This is a genomic window from Corallococcus sp. NCSPR001 (assembly GCF_017309135.1).
Classification (GTDB): domain Bacteria; phylum Myxococcota; class Myxococcia; order Myxococcales; family Myxococcaceae; genus Corallococcus.
Window position 1 is genome coordinate 119,863 of record NZ_JAFIMS010000002.1, and the last position, 21,735, is coordinate 141,597.

Sequence of the window (21,735 nt, forward strand, 5' to 3'; positions counted from 1 at the left end):
TCTAGCGCACCAGGTGGAAGGACGTCTGGCGCTGGAAGGCCCAGTGCACGGCGCCCTGCGAGTCCACGACGATGTCCTCCTCCTGGGCGGAGCGCACGGGCTGCTGGTTCCACTCCGGCACGGGGCTGGTGGCCTGCAACTCGATGGAGAACCAGGAGTCGGGCATCACTTTGTGCTCGCCGTTGCCGGGCACGCCCTCCTGGCGGTCCCACATGCCAATCATGGGGCCGGCGCCGTGGCCGTGCAGGCCAATGGGGTGTGAGTACACGGTGCCGTTGATGCCTTCGGACTTCATGCGCGCGAGCGAGGCGCGCAGGACTTCATTGCCGGTGCGGCCCGGCTTGATTTCACCGGTGACGATGTCCTGGAGCCGGTTGGACGCCTTGAGCGCGGCCTTGAGGCCCTCGGGGGCGTCCGTCTCTCCGTCGCGCAGCACGTAGCCCATGTGCTGGGTGTCGGTGTTGAGGCGCAGCGCGGTGACGCCGAAGTCGCAGTGGAGCACGTCGCCGCGCTGGATGACGGGGTTGTCGCCCACCTGCTCCTCGGTGGCGCCCTGGCGCTGCACGTCCACGTCCGGCTGGAACCAGGTGTCCAGGCCTTCGTCGGCCAGGCGCTGGCGCATCCACCACTCCACGTCCTGGGTGGTGGTGGTGCCGGGGGTGATGACGGCATTGGAGAAGGCGGTCTGGATGAGGTTCCAGGCGTACTTCTGGAGGTCGGCGTAGAAGCGGACCTCGTCGGCGCCGCGCCAGCCGAGCACGTCCAGGGGCAGGCCTCCGGCGGGCTTGAGCCGCTGGGTCCAGGTGGGGCCCAGGGCCTGGGTCATGCCTTCGTATTCGCCGTGGGTGAGGCCGTCCGCGAAGGCGATGGCGGGCGACACGTTGATGGCGATGGAGTCCGGCTTGCGCTCCTCCACGACCTGCTTGAGGAGCAGCCACTGTTCGGGGCCCAGGAGCTCCGCGGCGCGCTGCGAGCCGCCGCGGTCCACCATCATGGGGGCGCGGCGGGCCTCATAGAGGCCGCCCTGGGTGCTGCCGCCCAGCGCCAGCCGCTCCACGCCCTTGTCCGCGCCCCGGTCGAAGAAGACGTAGATGGTGCGGCGGCGGGCGGCGAAGGTGGTGGGGGCGACGAGCGCCTTGAAGACGGGGTCCTCGTTGTACTCGCGCATGGGGACGACCCACATGCGCACGCCGTGCTTGCGCATGAGCTGGGGCACGCCGGTCTCCAGCCGCTCCTTGAGCCACGCCTGCTGGCGGGCGGACTGTTCGCGCAGCGTGCCGAAGGGGCGCACGGGCGCGGCGGGGGCCACGGGCGCGGCGGCGGGAGTGGCCGGCGCGGCGGCGGCCGGGGCCTCGGGCTTCGAGGGGGCGGCGGGCGCGGTGGCGCAGGCGGAGGAACAGACGAGCGGGACGACGAGCAGGTGTTTCCAGGAGCGCATGGGCGCGCAGTCTGTCACGCACCCTGTCGCGCGGCGCGGAGCAAAAGGGCTCCCGGAACCGCCGTTGCCAGTCATTCAAGGAAAAGCCAGACACACTGTCCCGGCTTCACTTCGAATCCGTGGAGCCTGGAGGCGTGGCGCGGGGGCTGACCTTGCGCAGCTCGTGGAAATGCTCGCGGACGAACCGCGCGGCGTTGAGCAGGGCATCCACCGGGCCGACGCCCACCATGCTGACGGTGATGGGCACCGCATGGCCGATGATCAGCGGGCAATACCAGTCCCCATTGGCATCCTGGGAAATGGGCGCGGGCCGGCCCAGGGTGACGCGGGAGACGTGCTTGCGGCCATGGTCATCCTCGAAGGACCAGTAGTCATCGGCCACGGGGTCGCTGATGGACGCGTGCTGCGGAGGACCAGGGTTCATGGATGGCTCCTTACCCTTCATCCGGCGGGCAGGCGGTGGAATGGGAAACGCATGCGTTGATGCGCGAGCACATGCCCTTGCATGCGGCCTTCGAGCCCTGGACGACGGACCAGCAGAGCTGCCGCTGCCAAGTCTCGGCGAGACCCCGGCAGTATGACTCCAGGGCCGCGCCTCCCGCATCACAGGCCCTGAAGCAGGAGTCCAGGTCGAACGTTCCGGGTGTGGGCGCAGGCGGCGGAGCGCAGCCTTCGGGGTTCAGCGCGCAGAAGCTGCCGGGTCCGCGCGCATGATCCGCTCGAAGCTCCGTGGGAGGCGCGGAGGCGCAACCCACGCCGAGGGCCATCACGAGCACCAGGAGGCCGAGAATAGTACCTGACGTCCTGAAGTTCATGCGGCATCGTCCCTGCCGCCTCCTTGAACCGGAATCACCCTGCGGTGCCCATACCCGTTCTCTACTCGCCAGGCGTGACCTGGGCCATGGCGGGGGCGGGGACGTATTCCTCGCTCGTGGCCAGGGTGCCCAGTTCGTTCACTCCGCCCACCACCAGCACCGTGCCCCGGCGCAGCCACAGCGCTCCGGCTTCGCCTCGCGGCTCATGCAGCGTGGGCGCCTGCGTCCAGAGGCCCTTCACCGGGTCGAAGCGCTCCGCGGAGTCCAGCGTGCCTGTGGAGGAGTGCTCGCCGCCCACCACCAGCACCGCGCCCTCCGCCGTCAGCAGCGCGGCGTGGTGCTCTCTCGGCACCGCTGGCGCTTCCACCAACTCCCAGTCGTTTCGCTCCGGCACGTACACCTCCGCCGTCCGCGCGGCCTGCGTCGTGGTGCCGCCCACCACCAACACGCGCCCGTCCGGGAGCAGCGTCACGGTGTGCCCCAGCCGGTGCGTCCCCGCCGCGCCGCCCACCGTTCCCGCCTTCTCCCAGTGGCCGGTCACCGGGTCGTAGAGTTCCGATTGCAGGCCGCTCGCGAAGAGCACCTTGCCTGTGCGCAGCACCACCGCCGTCCCCGCGCCGCCCCGCGCGTACGCGGGCGCCTCCGCCGCGCTCCACGTCCCCGTCACCGGGTCGAACAACTCCGCTGAACGCACCGGCCGCAGGTCCACGTCCGTGCCCCCCGCCACCAGCACGCGCCCGTCCGGCAACACCACCACCGCCGGATCATTGCGCGCCTCGCTCATGGACGCCGCCTGCGTCCACGCTCCCGTGTCCGGCGCGTACAGCTCCGCGCTCGCCAGCGCGCCCACCGTCACGCCGTTGGAGCCGCCCACCACCAGCACGCGGCCATCCAGAAGCCGCACCGCCGCGTGGTTGCGCCTCGCCGTGCGCAGCGCCCCCGTGGACCTCCAACGCCCCGTGCCCGGCTCGAAGACCTCGCTGCTGCCCAACGTGCGGTTGCCGTCATGCCCTCCGGCCGCCAGCACCCGCCCGTCGTCCAACGCGATGTACGGCAACAGCCGCCTCGGCGTGGACAACACGCCCGGCACCGGCGCCTCCACGCCCCCCGCATCCGCTCGCGGCGCGGGGCCGCACGCGAACACCACTCCCAACCACAGCATCGTGACGCAAGAAGTCGAAAACCGTCGCATGGCCCCACCGGGACGTCAGGTCGAGGGGTCCGTTTAACCCGCCGGTCTGACACCCAGGCGACCGCAAGGCCCTGTGATTCCAGGGACTTGCCCTGCCCTCCGGGTTGGACGCACTAGTGCCGCATGGGACCCACGGGGTCGTTCGTGGGCTCCGCTTCCAGGCCCTCGCTGTGGCGCGGCGGCAGGGCCCCGCCGTCGTCGTCCTCCTCCAGCGTGAGCTGCGAGTGGTCCGCGGGCTTGAGCAGGACTTCATCTCCGCTCACGGCCTCCACGTCGCTGTATTCGACCAGGTAGTCGCGCCGGGGAATGGGCACCAGCCCCTGCTCCAGTTCGAAGTGCGTGTCGCCCACGCCAGCCACCCGGCCCAGTTGCTGTCCGTCGGCGGTGCGCACCGACATGCCCTCGCGAACCTCTCCCGCGTGAATCATCGCGTCGCTCCTCGCGCTCATGGGGTCCTCACCCAGAGTGGGGTCGCTCCCGCCGCCGTGCGCGGCGTGGCAGGCAGCCCGGTGGGCCCTCGGGCCGCCTTCTTCCACGCCTGTGTGCCTGCCCTGCGCGCGGCCCCGTCACGCGGTGCCTAACGTTGCCTCAAGGAGACCCCCATGCTGCTGGAACTGTCGAACGACGAATCGCGCGTGCTGAAGGACGCCGTGGACTCCTCGCTGCAAACGCTGCTGGATGAAATCGCCCGGGCGGATCAACGCGAGCACAAGGAAGCGCTGCACCAGCGCTACGAACGGCTCGCCGCCCTCCAGCGCCGGCTGGAACCCATGGTGGAGAGCGAACAGGTCTACGCCTGACTCACACCGCGCGCCCCGTCCTCGCGTCGAACCGGCGCAGGTAACGCGCGTCGTGGCGCAGCCACACCGGGTCTCCGCTCGCGGCGTGGAAGTCCCCGGGCGCCCGCGCCACCATGCGCTCGCCGCCCGTCTCCACCGTCACCCAGACCTCCGCGCCCATGGGCTCCACCAGGTACACGCGGCCCTCGCGCGCGTCGTCCGGCCGGGCGCCCTGCCCCACCTGGAGGTGCTCCGGCCTCAGGCCCAGCACCGCGTCCCCGTCGGACAGACCCAGCGTCTGGGGCTTCACCAGGTTGATGCGCGGCGAGCCGAAGAAGCCCGCCACGAAGAGGTTCACCGGTGCGTCGTACAGCTCGCGCGGCGGGGCCACCTGCTGCACCTCGCCCTGGCTCATCACCACCACGCGGTCCGACAGCGTCATCGCCTCCGCCTGGTCGTGCGTGACGTAGATGAACGTGGCCTTCAGCTGTTCGTGCAGCTTCTTGATTTCACCGCGCATCTGCGTGCGCAGCGCCGCGTCCAGGTTGGACAGGGGCTCGTCGAAGAGGAACACCTTGGGCCTGCGCACCAGCGCGCGTCCCAGCGCCACGCGCTGCCGCTGTCCGCCCGACAGCTCCTTCGGCCGGCGCGACAGGAGCGCCTCCAGCCCCAGCACGCCGGACACCTCGCGCACGCGCGCGTCGACGTCCTTCGCGTCCATGCCCGCCACCTTCAGCGGGAACGCCAGGTTCCCCGCCACGTCCAGGTGCGGGTAGAGCGCGTAGCTCTGGAACACCATCGCGATGTCACGCTCGCGCGGCGACAGGTCGTTCACCAACTGCCCGTCGATTCTCAGCTCGCCGCCGGACAGCTCCTCCAGCCCGGCGATGAGGTTCAACGTCGTGGACTTGCCGCAGCCGGACGGGCCCACCAGCGACACGAACTCGCCGTCCGCGATGTCCAGCGTCACGCCCTTCACCGCCGCCACCCCACCCCGGTACACCTTGCGCACGTCCTGCAGGGACACCGTCGCCAAGGCTCCGCTCCTCCACGCGAGGGCCACGCCCCGCCAAAAGTCCGAGCATCGCCGCTCGCGTCCGCACGGAAAGTCCGGTCCACCCCGCCCCGTCACATCCCCTACGTGTCGGGTTTTCCAGGACGGGCGGTTTGTTACAGATTCAACATTTCTCTACACTGGGCCGGGAACGCCGTCCGCTGGAGAGCCCGCCCCCATGCCCTTCACCTTCCGTGGCCAGAACCTGACCGCCATCCTGGGCGACCCGCTCAACGCGGCCAACAGCCTGTACGGCATCATGAGCGCCGCGGAGCCGGAGTTCATGGAGGAGCTGCGGCAGCACTGGAAGAAGCACATCCGCGAGACGCCCGGCGTGAACGGCACCGCGTGGCGGCCCGCGCTGAAGGCCTTCTCCGCCATCGAGGGCTACTGGGGCAACACGTACAGCGACCACCGCATCGCGAAGGTGCTCTACGGGCCGGCGCACTCGGTGGCCACGCAGGCGGTGACGGGCGTGGGCTCTTCCGCGCAGTTCCTGCGGGACTTCGAGGCCGCGCGCGACGAGGCTTTCTACGTCTTCTTCCAGGGCGCGTCCGTGAACCAGCTGGCGGGCGTGTCCTTCCGGGCCACGTACTACCACAAGGACGTGTCGTCGCTGTTCGAGCAGCGCCCGCACAGCAAGCTCAAGACCATCGTGTCCCGCCGGGTCATCGAGACGGCGCAGATCATGCTGCGCATCCTCTACGGCAACATGAACATGGGCTGGGGCAGCCTCTACAGCACGCGCACCCTGTCCACCACGCTGCTGCTGGCGCAGATGCACAACTCCGCGCTCGGCCACTACCGGTCCCTCAACACGGGGCGGCAGCATTGCTACAACCAGAGCGGGGTCGCGTTCACGCTGCTGACGTTCGCGTACGTCGTCGCGCAGGCGTGGGTGGACAAGGGCTACGAGTACAACGAGCAGCGCTGGTACTTCTTCTGGAAGCTGCTGGGCTCGCTGCTGGGCGTGGACACGCGCCTCATCGCGGACGACCACGCGGAGGCCGCCACGCTGTGGGACCTCTTCTTCTCGCAAGGGGAGTGCTTCGGCGGCATGCCCGCGCCCTACCCCACGACGCTGGACGCCAACCGCATCGACGACAACCTGTGGAACGGCTACGACGTGCAGCCGGAGGCGAACCTGCTCCAGTGGGTGCCCGCCTTCATCGTCACGCAGCTGCGCAACAGCCTGCGCTGGGGCAAGTACCTCACCGGCCGCTGACCTCAGCGCTCCACCGTCACGCCCTTCCAGAAGGCCACGTAGCCCTGGATGTTGGACGCGGCCGGCTTGGGCTCCGGGTAGTACCAGGCCGCGTCCGCGTTCGTCTTCCCGTCCACCTCCACGGAGTAGTAGCTGGCCTCGCCCTTCCAGGGGCAGGTGGTGTGCGTGGCGCTGGGCTTGAAGTGCTCGCGCACCAGGCTGTCGGGCGGGAAGTAGACGTTGCCCTCCACGGTCTCGTAGGTGTCGCTCTTCGCGAGCACGACGCCATTCCACTTCGCGACTGGCATGGGGAAACCCTCCTGGGTGTGGGTTAACGGCGCGTCAGCCCGCGTGCGCGGCCTGGTTGGACGCGTGCTGGGTGAGGAAGGGGGCGAGCTCCGCGTTCACGAGCGCCGGCTCCTCCACGGTGGAGGAGTGGCCTCCGCGCGACAGGCGCACCAGCTTCGAGCCCGGGATGAGCGAGTGGATGCGCTCCGCCTTCGCGGGCACCGTCGCGCGGTCCTCCTCCCCCACGATGACGAGCGTGGGCGTGCGGATGCGCGGCAGCTCCTCCGGGATGCCCTTGCGCTGGATGACGCCGTTGACGGCGCGGTAGATGTCACGGCGGTTGTTCTTGAGGCGCGTGCGCCACAACGCCCGCTCCTCCGCCCGGCCGGGGTCGGTGAGGAACGACGTGCCGAACATGATGCGCATCACCGGCGCGGTGACGGGGCCCAGGCCCACGTAGCGCGCGACGAGGTTGAGCGCGGTGTAACGCGGCACGTTGGCGGTGGGCTCGGGGTCGGTGGACGTCTCCAGGAGCACCAGCGAGCGCACCAGGTCCGGCCGGCGCGCCGCGAGCCGCAGGCCCACGAAGCCGCCCATGGACAGGCCCACGAAGTGGACGGGGGCCACGCCCAGTGACTCGATGAGCGCCACCGCGTCCGCGTACACCGTCTCCATGTCGATGACCTTCTCCGGGGGCACGTCGCTCTGGCCCTGACCCCGGTGGTCGTACGAGATGCAGCGGAAGCGGCCTCGCAGGGCCTCCACCTGCGGGTCGAACAGCCGGGTGCTCCAGAGGAGCCCGTGGCTGAAGAGGACCACGTCTCCGGAGCCGCCGGTGTCCTCGTAGTACAGCCGGGTTCCATTCACGGACCGCATGGGCATGGGCACGGCCTCCCTTCGCTTGGAGGGGGACCCTAATCCAGGGCTCGCCAGGACCGCAGCCCTCCCTGGGAGGTCGTTGTCCACTGGAGGAGAAGGGCTTGCGCGGAGCGCCGCTTGTGCCGCCCGGCGCTTGGGAGGAGCATGGACGCGGTACCTTCCCGATGCGCTCCTCTCGCCCTGTCCTTGTCGCCCTCGCGGTGGTGGTCCTCGCGGCGGGTCTGTTCTTCTTCCTGCGCCCGTCGTCCGCGCCCACGCCCGCCGTGTCTCCGCCGGTGGCCCAGGCTCCGGCGGCCCCCGTGAACGCGGGCAGCATGGCCGCGCCCGTGCCGGTGAAGACGGTGGAGGCGCCGCCCGCGAAGCCGAATCATTTCGTGGGCTCGCAGGTGTGCGCGGACTGCCACGAGGAGCAGCACACGGGCTGGAAGCACGACTGGCACGCGCGGGCGCTGTCGCCGGCGGCGAAGCCGTACGTGGTGGGTGCGTTCACGGCGGGCACGCACTTCAAGGGCGAGTCCAGCGAGGCGTGGATGCGGCGCGACGGGAGCCAGTACCTGATGCGCACCAAGGGCGCGGACGGGAACCTGGGCGAGTGGCCGGTGCAGTGGGTGGTGGGCGGCAAGCGGATGCAGGACCCCATCACGCTGTTGCCGGATGGCCGCTGGCAGGTGATGCCGGTGTACTTCCACGTCACGGGCAAGAGCGAGTGGGTGGACTACTCGGAGAAGAAGCAGGGGGCGCTGTCGCCGGACCACCCGTTCTTCTGGACGAACTTCCGCCGCAGCGCGCAGCACGCGTGCCTGGACTGCCACGTGACGGGGCTGGACGCGCGCTATGACCGGGCGAGCCACCAGTGGGAGACGAAGTTCGCGGACGCGGGCGTCGCGTGCGAGTCCTGCCATGGGCCCGGCGGGCTGCACGCGGAGTCGCAGCTGCCAGCGGACATCATCCAGCCGGCGAAGCTGTCGAAGGAGGAGGGCTTCTCCGTGTGCGCGCAGTGCCACGGGCCGCGCCGCACGCTGTTCCCCATGCTGGACGCGAAGCACCATTTCCAGCCTGGCCAGCGCTACGACGCGAGCTATCAGCCCATGGTGCTCCTGGTGGGCAACGACCGCTCCGGGGACTTCTTCGCGGACGGCCGTCCCAGCACCTCCAGCTTCGAGTACCAGGCGCTCATCCAGTCCCAGTGTCACATGAAGGGCGGGGCCACGTGCCTGACGTGCCACACGGCGCCGCACGACGCGAACGCGCCCAACGAGGTGCGCAAGCAGAAGCCGGTGGCGGCGCGCACGTCGGTGAACGCGTCCACGTGCCAGGGCTGTCATCAGGAGGTGGTGGCGCAGGGCGAGCAGCACACGCACCACAAGGCCGCGGCGGCGCAGGACTGCCTGGCGTGTCACATGCCGCCGGTGGTGTCGGGCGTGCTGGACCACTTCGCGGACCACGCGCTGGACGTGCCGGCGCCCCAGAACACGGCGCGCCACGACATCCCCAACGCGTGCAACAGCTGTCACGCGAAGCAGACGCCGGACGCGATGCAGGCGTCGCTGGTGAAGTGGTGGCCGAAGGCGGAGGCGCGGCAGGCGCGGCGGCTGCGGCTGGCGGACGCGTTCGACGAGAAGACGGCGGCGCAGAGCCGCGGGGCGCTGGAGGCGGTGCTGGCGGACACGTCGGAGGCGGGCACGCTCAGGGGCGCGGCGGCGAAGTTCCTGGCGCGCCGGTTCAAGCACGACGCGGTGCCGGCGCTGCGGGCGGCGCTGAAGGGGACGACGGACCCCACGTTGCGCTCGGACATCATCGACGGGTTGGGCGCGGCGAACGCGCGCGAGGCGACGGAGGACCTGGCGTCGCTGCTCAAGGACGGCTCGCTGTGGGTGCGGCAGGGCGCGGCGCTGACGCTGGCTGCGTTCGGGGATCCGCGCGCGATGCCCGCGTTGCAGGCGCTGGCGACGGAGCCGGAGACGCGCGGGCTGGTGCAGCCGCACGTGATGCTGGGGCAACTGGCCATGCGCCGCAGGGACGTGATTACGGCGACGCGCGAGTTCGAACAGGCGCTGGACCTGCAGCCCTACAACGCGGACGTGCTGGTGCGGCTGGCGGACCTCTACGTGGTGCAGGGCAACCCGGCCAGGGGCCGCGAGCGGCTGGAGGAAGCGCTCCGGTTCGATCCGCAGAACAGGTTCGCCAGGCAGCGGCTGGGCATGTTGCCGGCGCAGTGAGGATGGGGGCCTGGGCGAGGGTTCTGGGTGTGTCGCCGCTGTTTCTTGCGCTGGCCTGCGCCCAGCCTGCGGCGGCACCTGGAGTCGTGCGGATCAACGCGCGAGACATTCCCGAGCGCATCCCGGGCCCGATGCCGGGCTTTGGGCCCTTCGACACGTACTCGGACGCGCTCATCTCCGCCTGCTCGCTGATGCTGAAGCAGCCGCATGCCACGGCGGGACGGAAGTCGGACGTGAACTTCCGGCTCAGGTGGGACCTGTCGCAGGAGTATTGCGCATGGGTCTACTACACGCCCGACGAGCGGTTCGAGATGAGCATGATGTCCGTGACGACGATCCAGGACTCGCGTGGCAAACGGAGCTGCCGCCTGCCTCCCAAGGTGGACGACGCCCGCTACCCTCCCGAGAGCCTGGGCTACGTGTATCTGCTCCACACGCATCCCTACGAAGGTGAGCTCACGGAACAGGACATCCGCTACATCGTCGCCATGGGACTGGAGCATGGCTGGGAGGTGAAGACGAAAGCAGGAATGCTGCGGCTTTCCCTCGTGGCCTTCTTCTCGGCATCGAGCGACCCCGCGAATCCCACCTGTGATGGCTTCTTCCAGTACACGCCCACCACCGGTGATCTGTCGAAGTGGACTCAGGAGCGGAATCAATGGCGCCACAAGTCCATTGGCAGCGTGAAGTGGATCGACGCGCAGAACTACCGGATCGATCGTCATTAGGCGCGGGGTCGGCGCATTCACGAAGAGGGCTCATGGCGACAAAGCGCATCTTGCTTCCAGCAGCATTGCTCCTGGCGGGCTGCCTGCGGTCCACGCCCACGCGTGAGGCCTGGACGAATGACGCGTCCATCGAGTTCCCCCGCTTCTTCGAGCAACCCGCCGCGGAGGGAGGCACGGTCGAATTGAGCGGCAGTGTCCTGCGTGCGCTCGAAGTCGCCGCCGCCGACTTCCTGGGCCCGCAGGATTCCAACACTCCGTGCGTCGACCGGCGCGAGTCACACCGATACAGGGTCATCCAGCGGCAAGGCATCCTCTTCATCCGGATCGATGAGGATCCCCAGGCCTGCGGTATGACCGTTCCCGCGCTGCACTCGGGCGCGCAGTACGCGGTCGGGAGCGATGGCCGGATCCTCCGCCGCCTACGGGATGGCGAGCCGGATGAATCGCTGGCGCCCACGGATGCGGGGGCCGGCATCCTGGTTCCCACGTCGGAGGTCGGCCGGTCCTTCGATGCACCCGATGGCTCCGTGCCTCTGCCTTTCCCAGACGCGGGGACCGGCGCACCTCCGGGCCCCTGACCTGGCGGTCATGACGGACGTGGCGTTTTGAACGCCCGCCCTCCCTTGAAGACAGACGCCTGCTCGGCGGTCGCGACGCACGTTGGCGCTTCCCTTTCCCCAGCCCGCGTCAGGACGCGCCATGTCTCCACGAGCCCCTTCAGCCTCCCTCCCCTTGCGTCCGTAAGGGTTACCCCGGACCTCCAGCCCCTGGCCCGAGGCCTGTTCATCGACTGCTGAGCAATTCCTCGCCCTGCTGTGTTGTCCACTGGAGCGCCGGGGGGCGCGAACCGTGGCCGGGGGCTGGCTTCGCCCCTACCTGGGGAGCACCTCTTATGAACGCGCTCGTGTTCGCAGCCCTGCTGGTCCCCACCGGAATCCCCGGTGAGACACCCGCGCCGCATGGCTCCGGACCCCTCCGTCCCGTCCTCGCGCAATACACCGCGCCCCCGCAGCGCGCTCCACCCGCGCCTCCGCCACCCACGCCTTCCGTGGCGCCACCCGCCGCTCCCGCGCCCAACGCTCCGGCGCCGAACGCACCCCGCGCTCCCGCTCCGCCCCAGCCCGGCCGCGCCAGCACGCCCGCGGCCCAGAACCCGGACGACGTTCCCGAAGTGCCACCGCCGTTCCAGGCGAACGTGTCGGATCCGCTGCTCACGCCCGCGCCTCCCGCGCCCCAGCAGATCCAGTCCTGGAACGAAGCGCTCACGCTCCTGCGCCAGCGCTCCACCGACCTCCAGGCCGTCCTGGGCCAGGTGGAGGTCGCCGCGGGCACGTGGCGCATCGCGCTCGCCAACCTGCTGCCGTCCGTCTCCGGCAACCTGTCCGTCCAGTACAACATCCTCAACCCGGAGATCCCCGCCGTCGGTGGTGGCGTCGGCGGCGGCGTGGGCGGTGGCGTGAGCGGCGCCGGGGGCTTCACGCCCACGGAGCTGCTGGGCATCGGCGTGCTCAGCGCCAACGTTCCCGTCGTGGACCTGGCCAGCCTCTACGCCCTGGGCAGCGCCAAGGAGTCGCGGCGCACCGCCGCCCTGTCGCTCGCGGAGACGCGCCGGCAGCTCACCCGGGGCCTCGCGCAGGCGCTCGTCTCCGTGTCCTCCAACGAGCGCCTGGCGGAGGTCAACCGCGTCAACCTGCGCACCGCGCTGGAGCGACTGGCCCTCGCGCAGCGCCGCTTCGAACTGGGCGCCGGCACCCGCCTGGACGTCGTCCGCGTGGAGCAGGACGCCCAGGCCGCCCGCCGCAACGTCGTCACCGGTGACGAGAACCTGCGCCAGGCGCGCGAGGCGCTGGGCCTCGCCCTGGGCACCCCGTCCGCCGTGGGCATCAAGCCGGGCCTGGAGCTGACGACGCTGTTCGAGGGCGCGAAGGCCGCCTGCCGCACGCTGGAGTCGCTGGAGAACCGCCCGGACATCGCCGCCGCGAAGTCGCGCCAGGTGGTGGCCGAGCGCGCCATCGGCGAGGTGTACCGCCAGTACGCGCCCACCCTGGACCTCACCAGCACCACCACCGCGCTCACCGTCAACCCGGGCTTCGCGGAGGTGCCCATCTGGAACGTCGGCGCCAGCCTGGTGCTGCCCTTCTGGGACGGCGGCGCGCGCGAGGGCCGCCTGCGCCAGGCCCGCGGCCAGTTGGAGCAGGCCCGCGCGGATTACACCAACCGGGAGCGCAACGTCGTCATCGAAGTGACTCAGGCGAAGCGCGTCGTGCAGGTGACCCAGGCGACGCGCGAACTGGCGGACCGCGAGCGGAAACTCGCGGAAGAGAACGACCGGCTCACCCGCCGCAGCTTCGAGGTGGGCACCGGAACGAGCCTCGAGTTGGTGGACGCGGCCGGGGCCCTGCGGCAGGCGGAACTGGAGCTCGTCATCCGCGACTTCCAGTTCCGCCAGGCCCAGGTGGATGCATTCCTGTCGGAGGCGGCATGCGATTGGTGAGGGGCGGTTGGGGCGCGTGGGGACTCGTGCTCGCGCTGACGGCGGGCGGGTGCAGTGGCGGCAAGGACCCCGGCCAGGCCGCGCCCGGAGGCGGCCCCCAGGCGGGCCAGCAGAGCCAGGGCGGCGGCAAGCCCACGCCCGTGCAGGTGCTGGCGGTGAAGCCCGGCCCGGTGCGCGACACGAGCGAGTACGTGGGCACGCTCATCTCCCGCAGCAGCATCACCGTCGTCCCGCAGGTCGCCGGCTACATCCAGAAGATCCCCGTCCGCCCCGGCCAGAAGGTGAAGGCCGGACAGGTGCTGCTCGTCGTGGATCCGCGCCAGGAGCAGGCCTCCCTGCGCGCCACCCAGGCCCAGAAGGCCTCCGCCGTCGCCAACCGCGAGTTCGCGCGCAAGACGCGTGAGCGCAGCGCGCAGCTCCTCAAGGAAGGGCTCGTCAGCCGCCAGGACTACGAACAGGCCGTGGCCCAGGCGGCGCAATCCGAGGCCCAGGCCCAGGCGGCCGAAGCGCAAATCCAGAACCAGCAGGTGCAGCTGGGCTTCTTCAACGTGAGCGCCCCCTTCGACGGCGTCGTGGGCGACATCCCGGTGAAGCTGGGCGACTACGTGACGCCGCAGACGGCGCTCACCATCGTGGACCAGAGCCGCGCCCTGGAGCTGTCCGTGCAGGTGCCGGTGGACCAGGCCGCGCGGGTGAAGGTGGGTGAGACGCCGCTGGAGGTCCTCAACGAGGACGGAGAGCCCATCGTCCGCGCCCCCGCCTTCTTCGTGGCCCCCACGCCCAACCCGAACACGCAGCTCGTGGAGGTGAAGGCCGCCTTCGACAACACCGTGGGCCTGCGGGCCGGCCAGCTGGTGCGCGCGCAGCTCGTCTACGACGTGCGAGACGCCTTGAAGATGCCCACCACCGCGGTGACGCGGCAGGGCAGCCAGTCCTTCGCCATGGTGGTGGGCGAAGGCGACGCCGGCACCGTGGTGAAGCGCCAGCCCGTGACGCTGGGCCTGGTGGAGGGCAACGACTACGAGGTGCTCAAGGGCCTGGACGCGGGCACCCAGGTCATCATCAGCGGGGTGCAGCAGCTGCGGGACGGCATGCCCATCCAGCCGAAGCCCGCGCCACAGGCGAAGGGCCAGACCGAAGGCATGCCCCTCCCCCCTGCCCAGGGCATGGGCGGCGGCGCGGACGCGGGTCGGTAGGGGGCTGCCATGTTCACCGACTTCTTCATCAAGCGCCCCGTCTTCTCCAGCGTGCTGTCCATCCTCATCACGCTGGTGGGCGCCATCTCCATTCCCAGCCTCCCCATCGAGCAGTACCCGGAGCTGGCGCTGCCGCAGGTCCAGGTCACGGCGACCTACACCGGTGCGTCCGCGGAGACGGTGGAGAGCGCCGTCACCACCGTGCTGGAGCGCCAGCTCAACGGCATGGAGGGCATGCGTTACATGTCCTCCACCAGCACCAACGACGGCCAGTCCACCATCACCGCCACGTTCGACCCGTCGCGCGACGTGGACCTGGCCGCGGTGGACGTGCAGAACCGCGTGGCCACCGCCACGCCGCAGCTGCCCTCGCAGGTGAACGCGCTGGGCGTCACGGTGCGCAAGGCGCAGACGCAGCTGCTGGTCTCCTTCGGCGTCTATGACAAGGAGAAGCGCTACGACACGGAGTTCATCAGCAACTACGCGGACGTCTTCATCCGCGACGCGCTCTTGCGCGTGAAGGGCGTGGGCGACGTGCGTATCTTCGGCGAGCGCCGCTTCGCCATGCGCCTGTGGCTGGACCCCACGGAGCTGGCCCGGCGCGGCCTCACCGCGCAGGACGTGCTCAACGCGCTCCAGGAGCAGAACGTCCAGGTGGGCGCGGGCAAGGTGGGCCAGGCCCCGTCCTCCAAGGAGCAGGCGTACCAGCTGTCCCTCCAGGTGAAGGGCCAGCTGACGTCGCCAGAAGAGTTCGGCGCCATCGTCATCCAGCGTGGCGCGGACGGCGCCCTGGTGCGCATCCGCGACGTGGGCAGCGTGCAGTTGGGCGCGGAGAACTACCAGCAGCTCTTGCGCTTCAACGGCCAGGACGCGGTGGGCCTGGGCATCACGCAGCTGCCCGGCTCCAACGCGCTGGACGTGCGCGAGGGCGTGGAGGCGGAGCTCAAGCGGCTGTCCGCCAACTTCCCGCCGGGCCTCACGTATCAGGTGGCGTTCGACACCACGGCCGCGGTGAGCGCCTCCATCGAGGAGGTCCTCAAGGCGCTGGGCGAGGCCATCCTCCTGGTCGTCCTGGTCATCTTCATCTTCCTGCACGGCTGGCGCAGCGTGCTGGTGGCGGTGACGACGCTGCCGGTGTCGCTGGTCGGCACGTTCATGTTCGTCAACGCGTTCGGCTTCTCGCTCAACACGCTGACCCTCTTCGGCCTGACGCTGGCCACGGGCCTGGTGGTGGATGACGCCATCGTGGTCATCGAGAACGTGGAGCGCGTCATCGAGCACGAGAAGGTGGACGCGAAGGAGGCCACCCACCGGGGCATGCAGCAGGTGGCCGGCGTGGTGGTGGCCACCGCGCTGGTGCTGTCCGCGGTGTTCATCCCGGTGTCCTTCTTCCCCGGCACCACCGGCGCCATCTACCGCCAGTTCGCGCTCACCATCGCGTTCTCCATCAGCCTCTCCGCGCTCGTCGCGCTCACCCTGTCCCCCGCGCTGTGCGCGCGCCTCTTGCGCCCCAACGAAGGCAAGAAGTTCATCCTGGCGCGCAAGTTCGACCAGGGCATGGACTCGCTCCGGCGCGGCTACGGCAAGCTCCTGGGCATGATGCTGGGCAAGGCGCGCTGGGTCGTCGTGGGCATCTTCGCGGTGTTCCTCGTGGCCACGGGCCTGCTCTACCGGGCCACGCCCACGGGCTTCATCCCGGACGAGGACCAGGGCTACCTCATCGTCGCGGTGCAGGGCCCGGAGGGCACGTCGCTGGAGTACACGCGCAACGTCCTCATCCAGGTGGAGGGCATCATCAAGCAGCAGGAGGAGGTCACGGAGATCTTCACCGTGGGCGGCTTCTCGCTGCTGGGCACGGGCGCCAACTACGGCTCGCTCTTCATCAACCTGAAGCCCTGGGAGGAGCGCAAGGCGAAGGAGTCCAGCGTCGCGGGCCTGGTGGAGCGCCTGCGCCCCCAACTGTCCCAGGTGGGCGGCGCGCGCGTGCTGCCCCTGCAACCGCCCGCCATCCGCGGCGTGGGCAGCGTGGGCGGCTTCGAGTTCGTGCTGGAGGACCAGCAGGGTGGCCGCACGCTGGAGGAGCTGGCGCAGGCCACGCAGGCGCTGGTGGGCAAGGCGAGCCAGGAGCAGCAATTGCGCGGCGTGTTCTCCGCGTTCACCGCGGGCGCGCCGCAGCTCAACATCGACGTGGACCGGGAGAAGGCCAAGGCCATGGGCGTGCCCCTGTCCTCGCTGTTCTCCACGCTCCAGGTGTACCTGGGCAGCCAGTACGTGAACGACTTCACCTTCTCCAACCGCGTCTACCGCGTGTTCGTGCAGGCCGCGACGCCCTTCCGTGACAACCCGAAGGACATCGGCAGCCTCTACGTGCGCTCGGACACCGGGGCCATGGTGCCGCTGGAGGCGCTGGTGAAGGTGACGCCCATGACGACGGCGCCCAACATCACCCACTACAACCTCTTCCGCTCCGCGAACATCAACGGCCAGGGCGCCCCCGGCGTCTCCACCGGCCAGGCCCTCACCGCCATGGAGGACGTGGCGAAGCAGGCCCTGCCGCCGGGCTTCTCCTTCGAGTGGACGGGCCTGTCCCAGGAGCAGAAGAGCGCGGGCAACACCGTGCTCGTCATCTTCGCGCTGGGCATCGTGTTCGTGTTCCTGGTGCTGGCCGCGCAGTACGAGAGCTTCGCCCTGCCCTTCGTCGTCATGCTCGCGGTGCCCGTCGCGATGATGGGCGCGCTGCTCTTGCAGAACCTGCGCGGGCTGGTGAACGACGTGTTCTGTCAGGTGGGCCTGGTGATGCTGGTGGGCCTCGCGTCGAAGAACGCCATCCTCATCGTGGAGTTCGGCGAGCAGCTGCGCGCGCAGGGGCAGGGCGTGGTGGAGTCCGCCATCAACGCGGCGGAGACGCGCCTGCGGCCCATCCTGATGACGTCCTTCGCGTTCCTCTTCGGCGTGGTGCCGCTGATGCTGGCCAGCGGCGCGGGCGCGTCCGCGCGCAAGTCGCTGGGCACGGCCGTCTTCGGCGGCATGCTCTTCTCCACCTTCGTGAACCTCATCTTCATCCCGGTGCTCTACGCGCTGGTGGAAGGCGCGCGCACGAAGGTCCTGAAGCACCGCAAGCACGGCAATTCACCGAGCGGCCCGCGGAATCCGCCGCCGCCGTCCATCCCTCCCGAGGGGGAGCCGCCGCGACCCCAGCCGGCGTAGGCGCGTCGCGAAGGACCCGCACGGAGCGGGCAGGCACTCCGGCGCGCTACCCCGCGCCGGAGCGTCCTGGTTATCCTTGGGCGACGCATGCCTTCTCCTCTGACTGTCGATGAGCGGCGTCGGTGGCTGTACACGTTGAAGCAAGCCCCCGTGCTGCGCCACGCGCGTGCGTCCGTCCTGCTCCGCCTGCTGGAGCGGGCCCGGCCGGTGGAGCCCCAGCCGGGCGAGGGCATCTGCCGTGAGGGCGAGCCGGTGGACGGCATCTACCTTTTGCGCTCGGGCGAGTGGCGGGTGACGACGGGCGGGACGGTGCTCCTGCACCTGCGCTCGGGGATGTCGCTGGGCGTGGAGGCGCTCGCGCGCGGCGCGTGGCCCGTCACGGTGATGGCGGCGTCCGCGTCGCAGGCCCTCTTCCTTCCTCGCGAGGAGCTGGAGGCGGTGACGGTGGGGCCCCGCGGCGGTGCGGCGCCGCGTACGGACGTGGTGATGTTCCGCGCGCAGCAGGGGCTGGAGCTGCCGCCCGCGACGCTGTCCGTGCTGGTGGAGCTGGTGGCGAAGGTGATGGTCCACGACTTCGGAGACCGGGTGCTGCTCGTGCGCCCGGGGCCGAAGCGCACGGAGGGCGCGGTGCGCGGAGCCGACCGCGTGTTCCGCCGCACGGTGACGCCGGGAGCGCCACTGCTCCCCGAGGGTGAGGACTTCGACTGCGTGCTGGTGGATGGCGTGCCGGTGCCGGAGTCGCTGACGCCGCGGGAGGTGCGGCTCGTGCCGCCGGGAGGAGAGGCGGACGGCGTGGGGACGCAGGTGCTGCCTACCGTGCTGCTGTCGCCGTGGCGGCCGCAGGGCAGCCCGACGCTGCGGGGGCGCTCGCTGCCGGACGAGGACGGCTGGGACGAGGAAGCGCCGCCGCCCGGGTGCCGGCTGCGACTGGACTGGGAGCGGCTGGTGGTGCGGCCCGGGGACTCGCGGCCGTTGGCGGCGTTGGGTCTGGACGCGGGGACGCGGGACGCGCTGTCGCGGTGGGCGCGCGCCATCACCGGCCGGCGCGTGGGGCTGGCACTCAGCGGCGGCGGCGTGTGGGGCTTCTACCACGTGCACCTGTTGCGGAGGCTGGCGGCGCTGGACGTGCCGGTGGACTTCCTCAGCGGCGCGAGCATGGGCTCGCTGGTGGGCGCGTACTACTGCGGCACCGCGCGCGACGGGCGTGAAGGCCTGGACGGCCTGCGCCGGCTCCAGCACCGGGCGCGGGGTGGGCATTTGTCCGCCGCGGCGTTGTCCTCGGTCGTGACGACGCAGGCCATGGAGTGGCTGGTGCGCGGCGACCTGGGGGACCTGGCGCTGGAGGAGTTGCCCGTGGGCTTCCTGCCGGTGACGACGGACCTGACCACGGGCCGGTGCGTGGTGCTGGAGAAGGGGCCGCTGGCGCTGGCGGTGCGCGCGAGCGGCTCGGCGCCGGGAGTGTGGGCGCCCACGCTCCAGCCGCCCGCTCGCTACGTGGATGGGGCCTTCACCAGCATGGTGCCGGTGGACGTGCTGCTCCACGCGGGCGCGGACCTGGTCTTCTCCAGCAACATCTTCCCCGCGGGCCATCAGCACGCCTCGCGGCCACTGCTGCCCGGAGCGGTGGGGCTGTTCCTCTCCGCGCTCAACCCGGTGGCGCGAGCCAAGGACCTGCTGACCAGCGGAGTGCTGCTCCTGCACCGCAACGGAGACCTGGAGTCCGCGAGAGGCGACCTGCGCTACGACGTGGGCACGCGCGAGCATCCGTTGCTCGGCTCCATGCGCTTCACGCACGTGGATCAGGTGCTGGACGAAGCCGCGCGAGACATGGGCCTGGAGCAGAAGCTGCTGGAGCTCAAGCAGGCCTGGGAGGCGCTGCGAGGGCGCCGGAACACGACCGGTGGCCGGAGGGCCGCGTGATGCCCGTAGGCCTGGACGGCACTGCGAGGGCGCCGGAACACGGCCAGCGGAAGGAGGGGCGCATGATTCCAGTCCGCATCCTCGGCACCGCGAGCGTGCTGCCGGGCCCGCCGGTGACGACCGCGGAGGTCTGCGCGCGCGTGGGCCGCGACGCGGCGGAGGTCGAACGCAAGACGGGCATCCGCACGCGGCACTTCGCTCCAGCGGGCACGCGCGCGGCGGACCTGGGCGCGCAGGCGCTGCGGGGCGCGCTGGAGGCGGCGCGACTTCCGGCGACGGCGCTCCGGCGGATCCTGTTCGTGTCGTCGATGGGCGGGGACGTCACCACGCCGGCCAACGGCAGCCGGGTGGCGGCTGCGCTGGGGCTTTCCGGCACGTGCGACGCGATGGACGTGGGCAACGCGTGCATGGGCTTCCTGAGCGCGTTCGACCTGGCGGCGCGCTCGGTGGCGACGGGGCTGGGGCCGGTGGGCGTGGTGTCCGTGGAGCTGCTGTCGCGCACGACGCGGCCGGAAGACCCGCGTCCCTACCTGGTGCTCGGTGACGCGGCGGCGGCGGTGGTGCTGGGCGACGCCCGGCCCGGCGAGGGCGTACTGGGAGCCACGTTCGGCAACGACGGCACGCTGCCGCCGGACGTCGTGCTGGAAAACCCGCACCTGACGGGACAGCGCGAAGGCATGCGCTTCCTCACCCCATCGCGCGACATGACGCGCGTGGCGCTGGGAGCGCTGAAGCGCGCGGCGTCGGAGGTGCTCCACGGCGCGGGGCTGACGGTGGCGGACGTGGAGTGGGTGCTCACGCATCAGCCGAACGGGAGCATGCTCGCGGCCATCCTCCAGGCGTTGGAGGTGCCAGCGGAGAAGAGCGTCACGGTGGTGGACACGGTGGGCAGCGTGGGCTCCGCGTCGCTGGGCACGGGGTTGGACCGGCTGTGGCGCACGCGGCCGGTGAAGCCGGGGGACCGCGTGTTGATGGTGGGCGTGGGCGCGGGCGTGGCGCACGGCGCGGTGCTGTACCGGGTGGGCGGGTGACGCTCACCGCGTCCGCGGCCCGTGCCGCGTGGCTGACGACCTTCCGCCTGCTCCAGCGCTACCACCGCTACGAGGTGGTGAACCTGGAGCCGCTGCTGCGCCCCGGAGCGAAGCTGCTGGTGGGCTACCACGGCCGGCCCCTGGCGGTGGACCTGTGCATGCTGACCGTGACGCTGCACGACCATCTGGGCTACCTGCCGCACGGCATCGCGCACGGCGCGTTCGACCGCATCCCTGGCATGCGGCAGGTGGCGGACGGGCTGGGCTTCGTCACCAGCGACGGGCCGCTACTCAAGGAAGCCGTGAAGAAGGGCGAGCACGTCCTCGTGCAGCCCGGAGGCACGCGCGAGGGCTGCCGAGACTTCCGGCACCGCTACCGCGTGGATTGGGGAGAACGGCTGGGCTACCTGCGGCTGGCCGTGCGCTACGGCCTGCCCATCATCCCCATCGCGGGCCACGGCATGGACGACGCCTACGTGGGCCTCAACGACGGCTACGCATGGGGCAAGCGCGTGGGGATGCCCGGGAGGCTGCCGCTGTGGCTGGGCGTGGGCGCCACGGGCCTGTGGCCGCTGTCCCTGCCCTTCCCGGTGAAGATGACCCAATGGGTGGGAGACCCGCTGACCACCCACCTGACCCCGGGCTTCGACGCGGCGGACCGGGAGGCCCTGCTCACGGTTCACCGCGAGGTGACAGGCGCGGTGCAGGGACTGCTGGACACAGCCCGGGACTACCAGCGCACGCGGTAGATGGCGGCGCGGCCCTGGCGGGACTCGACCACGGTGGTGAGTCCCTTCACGCCGGTGGTCAGCATCCCGTGGTGGCAGATGGAGCCGATGAACTCCGGGTAGGTCCCGCCCTCGTTCACCCGGACGCGGTAGTCCGTGTCCGCCAGCCGCTCCACGTCCACGTGCAGGAAGTTGCTGCCGGAGGCCAGGTTGCGCGACATGCGGTCCAGGACGCGCGCCGGACCCAGCAGCCTCAGCACCGCCTGCAGCGCGCGGCCCATGTTCGTCTCGAAGTAGCCCGCGACGAAGCGCTCGCCCAGCAGCCACTGCGCCTCGTTCATGGGCACGCCCGGGAACAGCTCCGTCGCGCCAATCTGCAGCAGCTTCTGCCAGACGCTGTTCGGATACGCGGGCTCCAGCTTCCGGTCCAGGTCCAGCCCGGCGTCCTTCAGCTTCGCGCGCAGCGGACTGGGACCTTCCAGCCGGCCCTTCAGGGCCAACAGCAGCCCTTCGACCGTATGGCCGAAGACGATCTCCGAGGGGTTCGACACGAGAGGCTCCTC

Annotated in this window: 19 protein-coding genes; 11 read left to right on the forward strand and 8 right to left on the reverse strand. The window is 70.8% G+C overall.

All coding sequences use genetic code 11. The features are described 5' to 3' along the window. Position 1: 1 nt before the first annotated feature. From JYJ93_RS02340 to JYJ93_RS02355, 4 genes are all read right to left on the reverse strand, one after another. Entirely contained in the window at positions 2-1,438 is a 1,437-nt protein-coding gene (locus tag JYJ93_RS02340) for a M24 family metallopeptidase (RefSeq protein ID WP_206786266.1), read from the reverse strand. Positions 1,439-1,544: 106 nt separating this feature from the next. After that, positions 1,545-1,862 (reverse strand): hypothetical protein, encoded by a 318-nt coding sequence (locus tag JYJ93_RS02345; protein ID WP_206786268.1) that lies wholly within the window; start codon positions 1,860-1,862, stop codon positions 1,545-1,547. A gap of 452 nt (positions 1,863-2,314) precedes the next feature. After that, positions 2,315-3,415 (reverse strand): kelch repeat-containing protein, encoded by a 1,101-nt coding sequence (locus JYJ93_RS02350; protein WP_206786270.1) that lies wholly within the window; start codon positions 3,413-3,415, stop codon positions 2,315-2,317. Positions 3,416-3,558: 143 nt separating this feature from the next. Continuing rightward, complete coding sequence (locus tag JYJ93_RS02355; protein ID WP_242543632.1) at positions 3,559-3,894, reverse strand: DUF2171 domain-containing protein; 336 nt, start codon at positions 3,892-3,894, stop codon at positions 3,559-3,561. A 153-nt stretch (positions 3,895-4,047) separates the two neighbouring features. Between JYJ93_RS02355 and JYJ93_RS02360 the strand changes: the two genes are divergently transcribed. Then, positions 4,048-4,245, forward strand: a complete 198-nt coding sequence (locus JYJ93_RS02360) for a hypothetical protein (protein WP_206786272.1) — start codon at positions 4,048-4,050, stop codon at positions 4,243-4,245. Between the two features lies 1 nt (position 4,246). On the opposite strand, the gene JYJ93_RS02365 is transcribed toward JYJ93_RS02360, so the two are convergent. Then, complete coding sequence (locus tag JYJ93_RS02365; protein WP_206786274.1) at positions 4,247-5,260, reverse strand: ABC transporter ATP-binding protein; 1,014 nt, start codon at positions 5,258-5,260, stop codon at positions 4,247-4,249. A gap of 196 nt (positions 5,261-5,456) precedes the next feature. On the opposite strand from JYJ93_RS02365, the gene JYJ93_RS02370 reads away from it, so the two are divergent. After that, on the forward strand, positions 5,457-6,503 hold the full coding sequence (locus JYJ93_RS02370) for an oxygenase MpaB family protein (RefSeq protein WP_206786276.1): 1,047 nt from the start codon (positions 5,457-5,459) through the stop codon (positions 6,501-6,503). A 2-nt stretch (positions 6,504-6,505) separates the two neighbouring features. On the opposite strand, the gene JYJ93_RS02375 is transcribed toward JYJ93_RS02370, so the two are convergent. Both JYJ93_RS02375 and JYJ93_RS02380 read right to left on the reverse strand, forming a co-directional pair. After that, on the reverse strand, positions 6,506-6,790 hold the full coding sequence (locus tag JYJ93_RS02375) for a DUF427 domain-containing protein (protein ID WP_206786278.1): 285 nt from the start codon (positions 6,788-6,790) through the stop codon (positions 6,506-6,508). Between the two features lie 34 nt (positions 6,791-6,824). Continuing rightward, positions 6,825-7,652 carry an alpha/beta fold hydrolase gene (locus JYJ93_RS02380; protein WP_206786280.1) on the reverse strand — a complete coding sequence of 276 codons (828 nt, stop codon included), beginning with the start codon at positions 7,650-7,652 and terminating at the stop codon, positions 6,825-6,827. A 161-nt stretch (positions 7,653-7,813) separates the two neighbouring features. Here JYJ93_RS02380 and JYJ93_RS02385 point away from each other — a divergent pair, with 161 nt between their 5' ends. The 9 genes from JYJ93_RS02385 (at position 7,814) to JYJ93_RS02425 (ending at position 21,193) form a co-directional block, all read left to right on the forward strand. Beyond that, on the forward strand, positions 7,814-9,868 hold the full coding sequence (locus JYJ93_RS02385; RefSeq protein WP_206786281.1) for a HEAT repeat domain-containing protein: 2,055 nt from the start codon (positions 7,814-7,816) through the stop codon (positions 9,866-9,868). 86 nt (positions 9,869-9,954) lie between these two features. Beyond that, the gene (locus JYJ93_RS02390) at positions 9,955-10,596 is read left to right on the forward strand and encodes a hypothetical protein (RefSeq protein WP_269012921.1); all 642 of its coding nucleotides are present in this window, start codon (positions 9,955-9,957) and stop codon (positions 10,594-10,596) included. 32 nt (positions 10,597-10,628) lie between these two features. Beyond that, on the forward strand, positions 10,629-11,174 hold the full coding sequence (locus JYJ93_RS02395; protein WP_206786282.1) for a hypothetical protein: 546 nt from the start codon (positions 10,629-10,631) through the stop codon (positions 11,172-11,174). Between the two features lie 314 nt (positions 11,175-11,488). Continuing rightward, positions 11,489-13,090 (forward strand): TolC family protein, encoded by a 1,602-nt coding sequence (locus tag JYJ93_RS02400; protein WP_206786283.1) that lies wholly within the window; start codon positions 11,489-11,491, stop codon positions 13,088-13,090. After that, the gene (locus JYJ93_RS02405) at positions 13,078-14,286 is read left to right on the forward strand and encodes an efflux RND transporter periplasmic adaptor subunit (protein WP_206786284.1); all 1,209 of its coding nucleotides are present in this window, start codon (positions 13,078-13,080) and stop codon (positions 14,284-14,286) included. The genes JYJ93_RS02400 and JYJ93_RS02405 overlap by 13 nt, the downstream gene beginning before the upstream one ends. Positions 14,287-14,295: 9 nt before the next feature. Further along, positions 14,296-17,493 carry a multidrug efflux RND transporter permease subunit gene (locus JYJ93_RS02410; RefSeq protein ID WP_206786285.1) on the forward strand — a complete coding sequence of 1,066 codons (3,198 nt, stop codon included), beginning with the start codon at positions 14,296-14,298 and terminating at the stop codon, positions 17,491-17,493. A 135-nt stretch (positions 17,494-17,628) separates the two neighbouring features. After that, on the forward strand, positions 17,629-19,413 hold the full coding sequence (locus JYJ93_RS02415; RefSeq protein ID WP_269012920.1) for a cyclic nucleotide-binding and patatin-like phospholipase domain-containing protein: 1,785 nt from the start codon (positions 17,629-17,631) through the stop codon (positions 19,411-19,413). 62 nt (positions 19,414-19,475) lie between these two features. Then, a complete protein-coding gene (locus JYJ93_RS02420; RefSeq protein WP_206786289.1) occupies positions 19,476-20,444 on the forward strand; it encodes a ketoacyl-ACP synthase III in 969 nt (322 codons plus the stop codon). Then, positions 20,441-21,193, forward strand: coding sequence for a lysophospholipid acyltransferase family protein (locus JYJ93_RS02425; protein WP_206786291.1), 753 nt, complete (start codon positions 20,441-20,443; stop codon positions 21,191-21,193). Before JYJ93_RS02420 ends, JYJ93_RS02425 begins: the two co-directional genes overlap by 4 nt. On the opposite strand, the gene JYJ93_RS02430 is transcribed toward JYJ93_RS02425, so the two are convergent. Further along, positions 21,175-21,723, reverse strand: coding sequence for a DUF2378 family protein (locus tag JYJ93_RS02430; protein WP_206786293.1), 549 nt, complete (start codon positions 21,721-21,723; stop codon positions 21,175-21,177). The two genes, JYJ93_RS02425 and JYJ93_RS02430, sit on opposite strands and share 19 nt — an antisense overlap. Positions 21,724-21,735 lie beyond the last annotated feature (12 nt).

What these genes read in the sequence shown, in the direction of transcription:
- JYJ93_RS02340 (WP_206786266.1), bottom strand. Translation starts at nt 1,438, where the DNA reads ATGCGCTCCTGGAAACACCTGCTCGTCGTCCCGCTCGTCTGTTCCTCC.
- JYJ93_RS02345 (WP_206786268.1), bottom strand. Translation starts at nt 1,862, where the DNA reads ATGAACCCTGGTCCTCCGCAGCACGCGTCCATCAGCGACCCCGTGGCC.
- JYJ93_RS02350 (WP_206786270.1), bottom strand. Translation starts at nt 3,415, where the DNA reads ATGCTGTGGTTGGGAGTGGTGTTCGCGTGCGGCCCCGCGCCGCGAGCG.
- JYJ93_RS02355 (WP_242543632.1), bottom strand. Translation starts at nt 3,894, where the DNA reads ATGAGCGCGAGGAGCGACGCGATGATTCACGCGGGAGAGGTTCGCGAG.
- JYJ93_RS02360 (WP_206786272.1), top strand. Translation starts at nt 4,048, where the DNA reads ATGCTGCTGGAACTGTCGAACGACGAATCGCGCGTGCTGAAGGACGCC.
- JYJ93_RS02370 (WP_206786276.1), top strand. Translation starts at nt 5,457, where the DNA reads ATGCCCTTCACCTTCCGTGGCCAGAACCTGACCGCCATCCTGGGCGAC.
- JYJ93_RS02375 (WP_206786278.1), bottom strand. Translation starts at nt 6,790, where the DNA reads ATGCCAGTCGCGAAGTGGAATGGCGTCGTGCTCGCGAAGAGCGACACC.
- JYJ93_RS02380 (WP_206786280.1), bottom strand. Translation starts at nt 7,652, where the DNA reads ATGCCCATGCGGTCCGTGAATGGAACCCGGCTGTACTACGAGGACACC.
- JYJ93_RS02385 (WP_206786281.1), top strand. Translation starts at nt 7,814, where the DNA reads ATGCGCTCCTCTCGCCCTGTCCTTGTCGCCCTCGCGGTGGTGGTCCTC.
- JYJ93_RS02395 (WP_206786282.1), top strand. Translation starts at nt 10,629, where the DNA reads ATGGCGACAAAGCGCATCTTGCTTCCAGCAGCATTGCTCCTGGCGGGC.
- JYJ93_RS02400 (WP_206786283.1), top strand. Translation starts at nt 11,489, where the DNA reads ATGAACGCGCTCGTGTTCGCAGCCCTGCTGGTCCCCACCGGAATCCCC.
- JYJ93_RS02405 (WP_206786284.1), top strand. Translation starts at nt 13,078, where the DNA reads ATGCGATTGGTGAGGGGCGGTTGGGGCGCGTGGGGACTCGTGCTCGCG.
- JYJ93_RS02410 (WP_206786285.1), top strand. Translation starts at nt 14,296, where the DNA reads ATGTTCACCGACTTCTTCATCAAGCGCCCCGTCTTCTCCAGCGTGCTG.
- JYJ93_RS02420 (WP_206786289.1), top strand. Translation starts at nt 19,476, where the DNA reads ATGATTCCAGTCCGCATCCTCGGCACCGCGAGCGTGCTGCCGGGCCCG.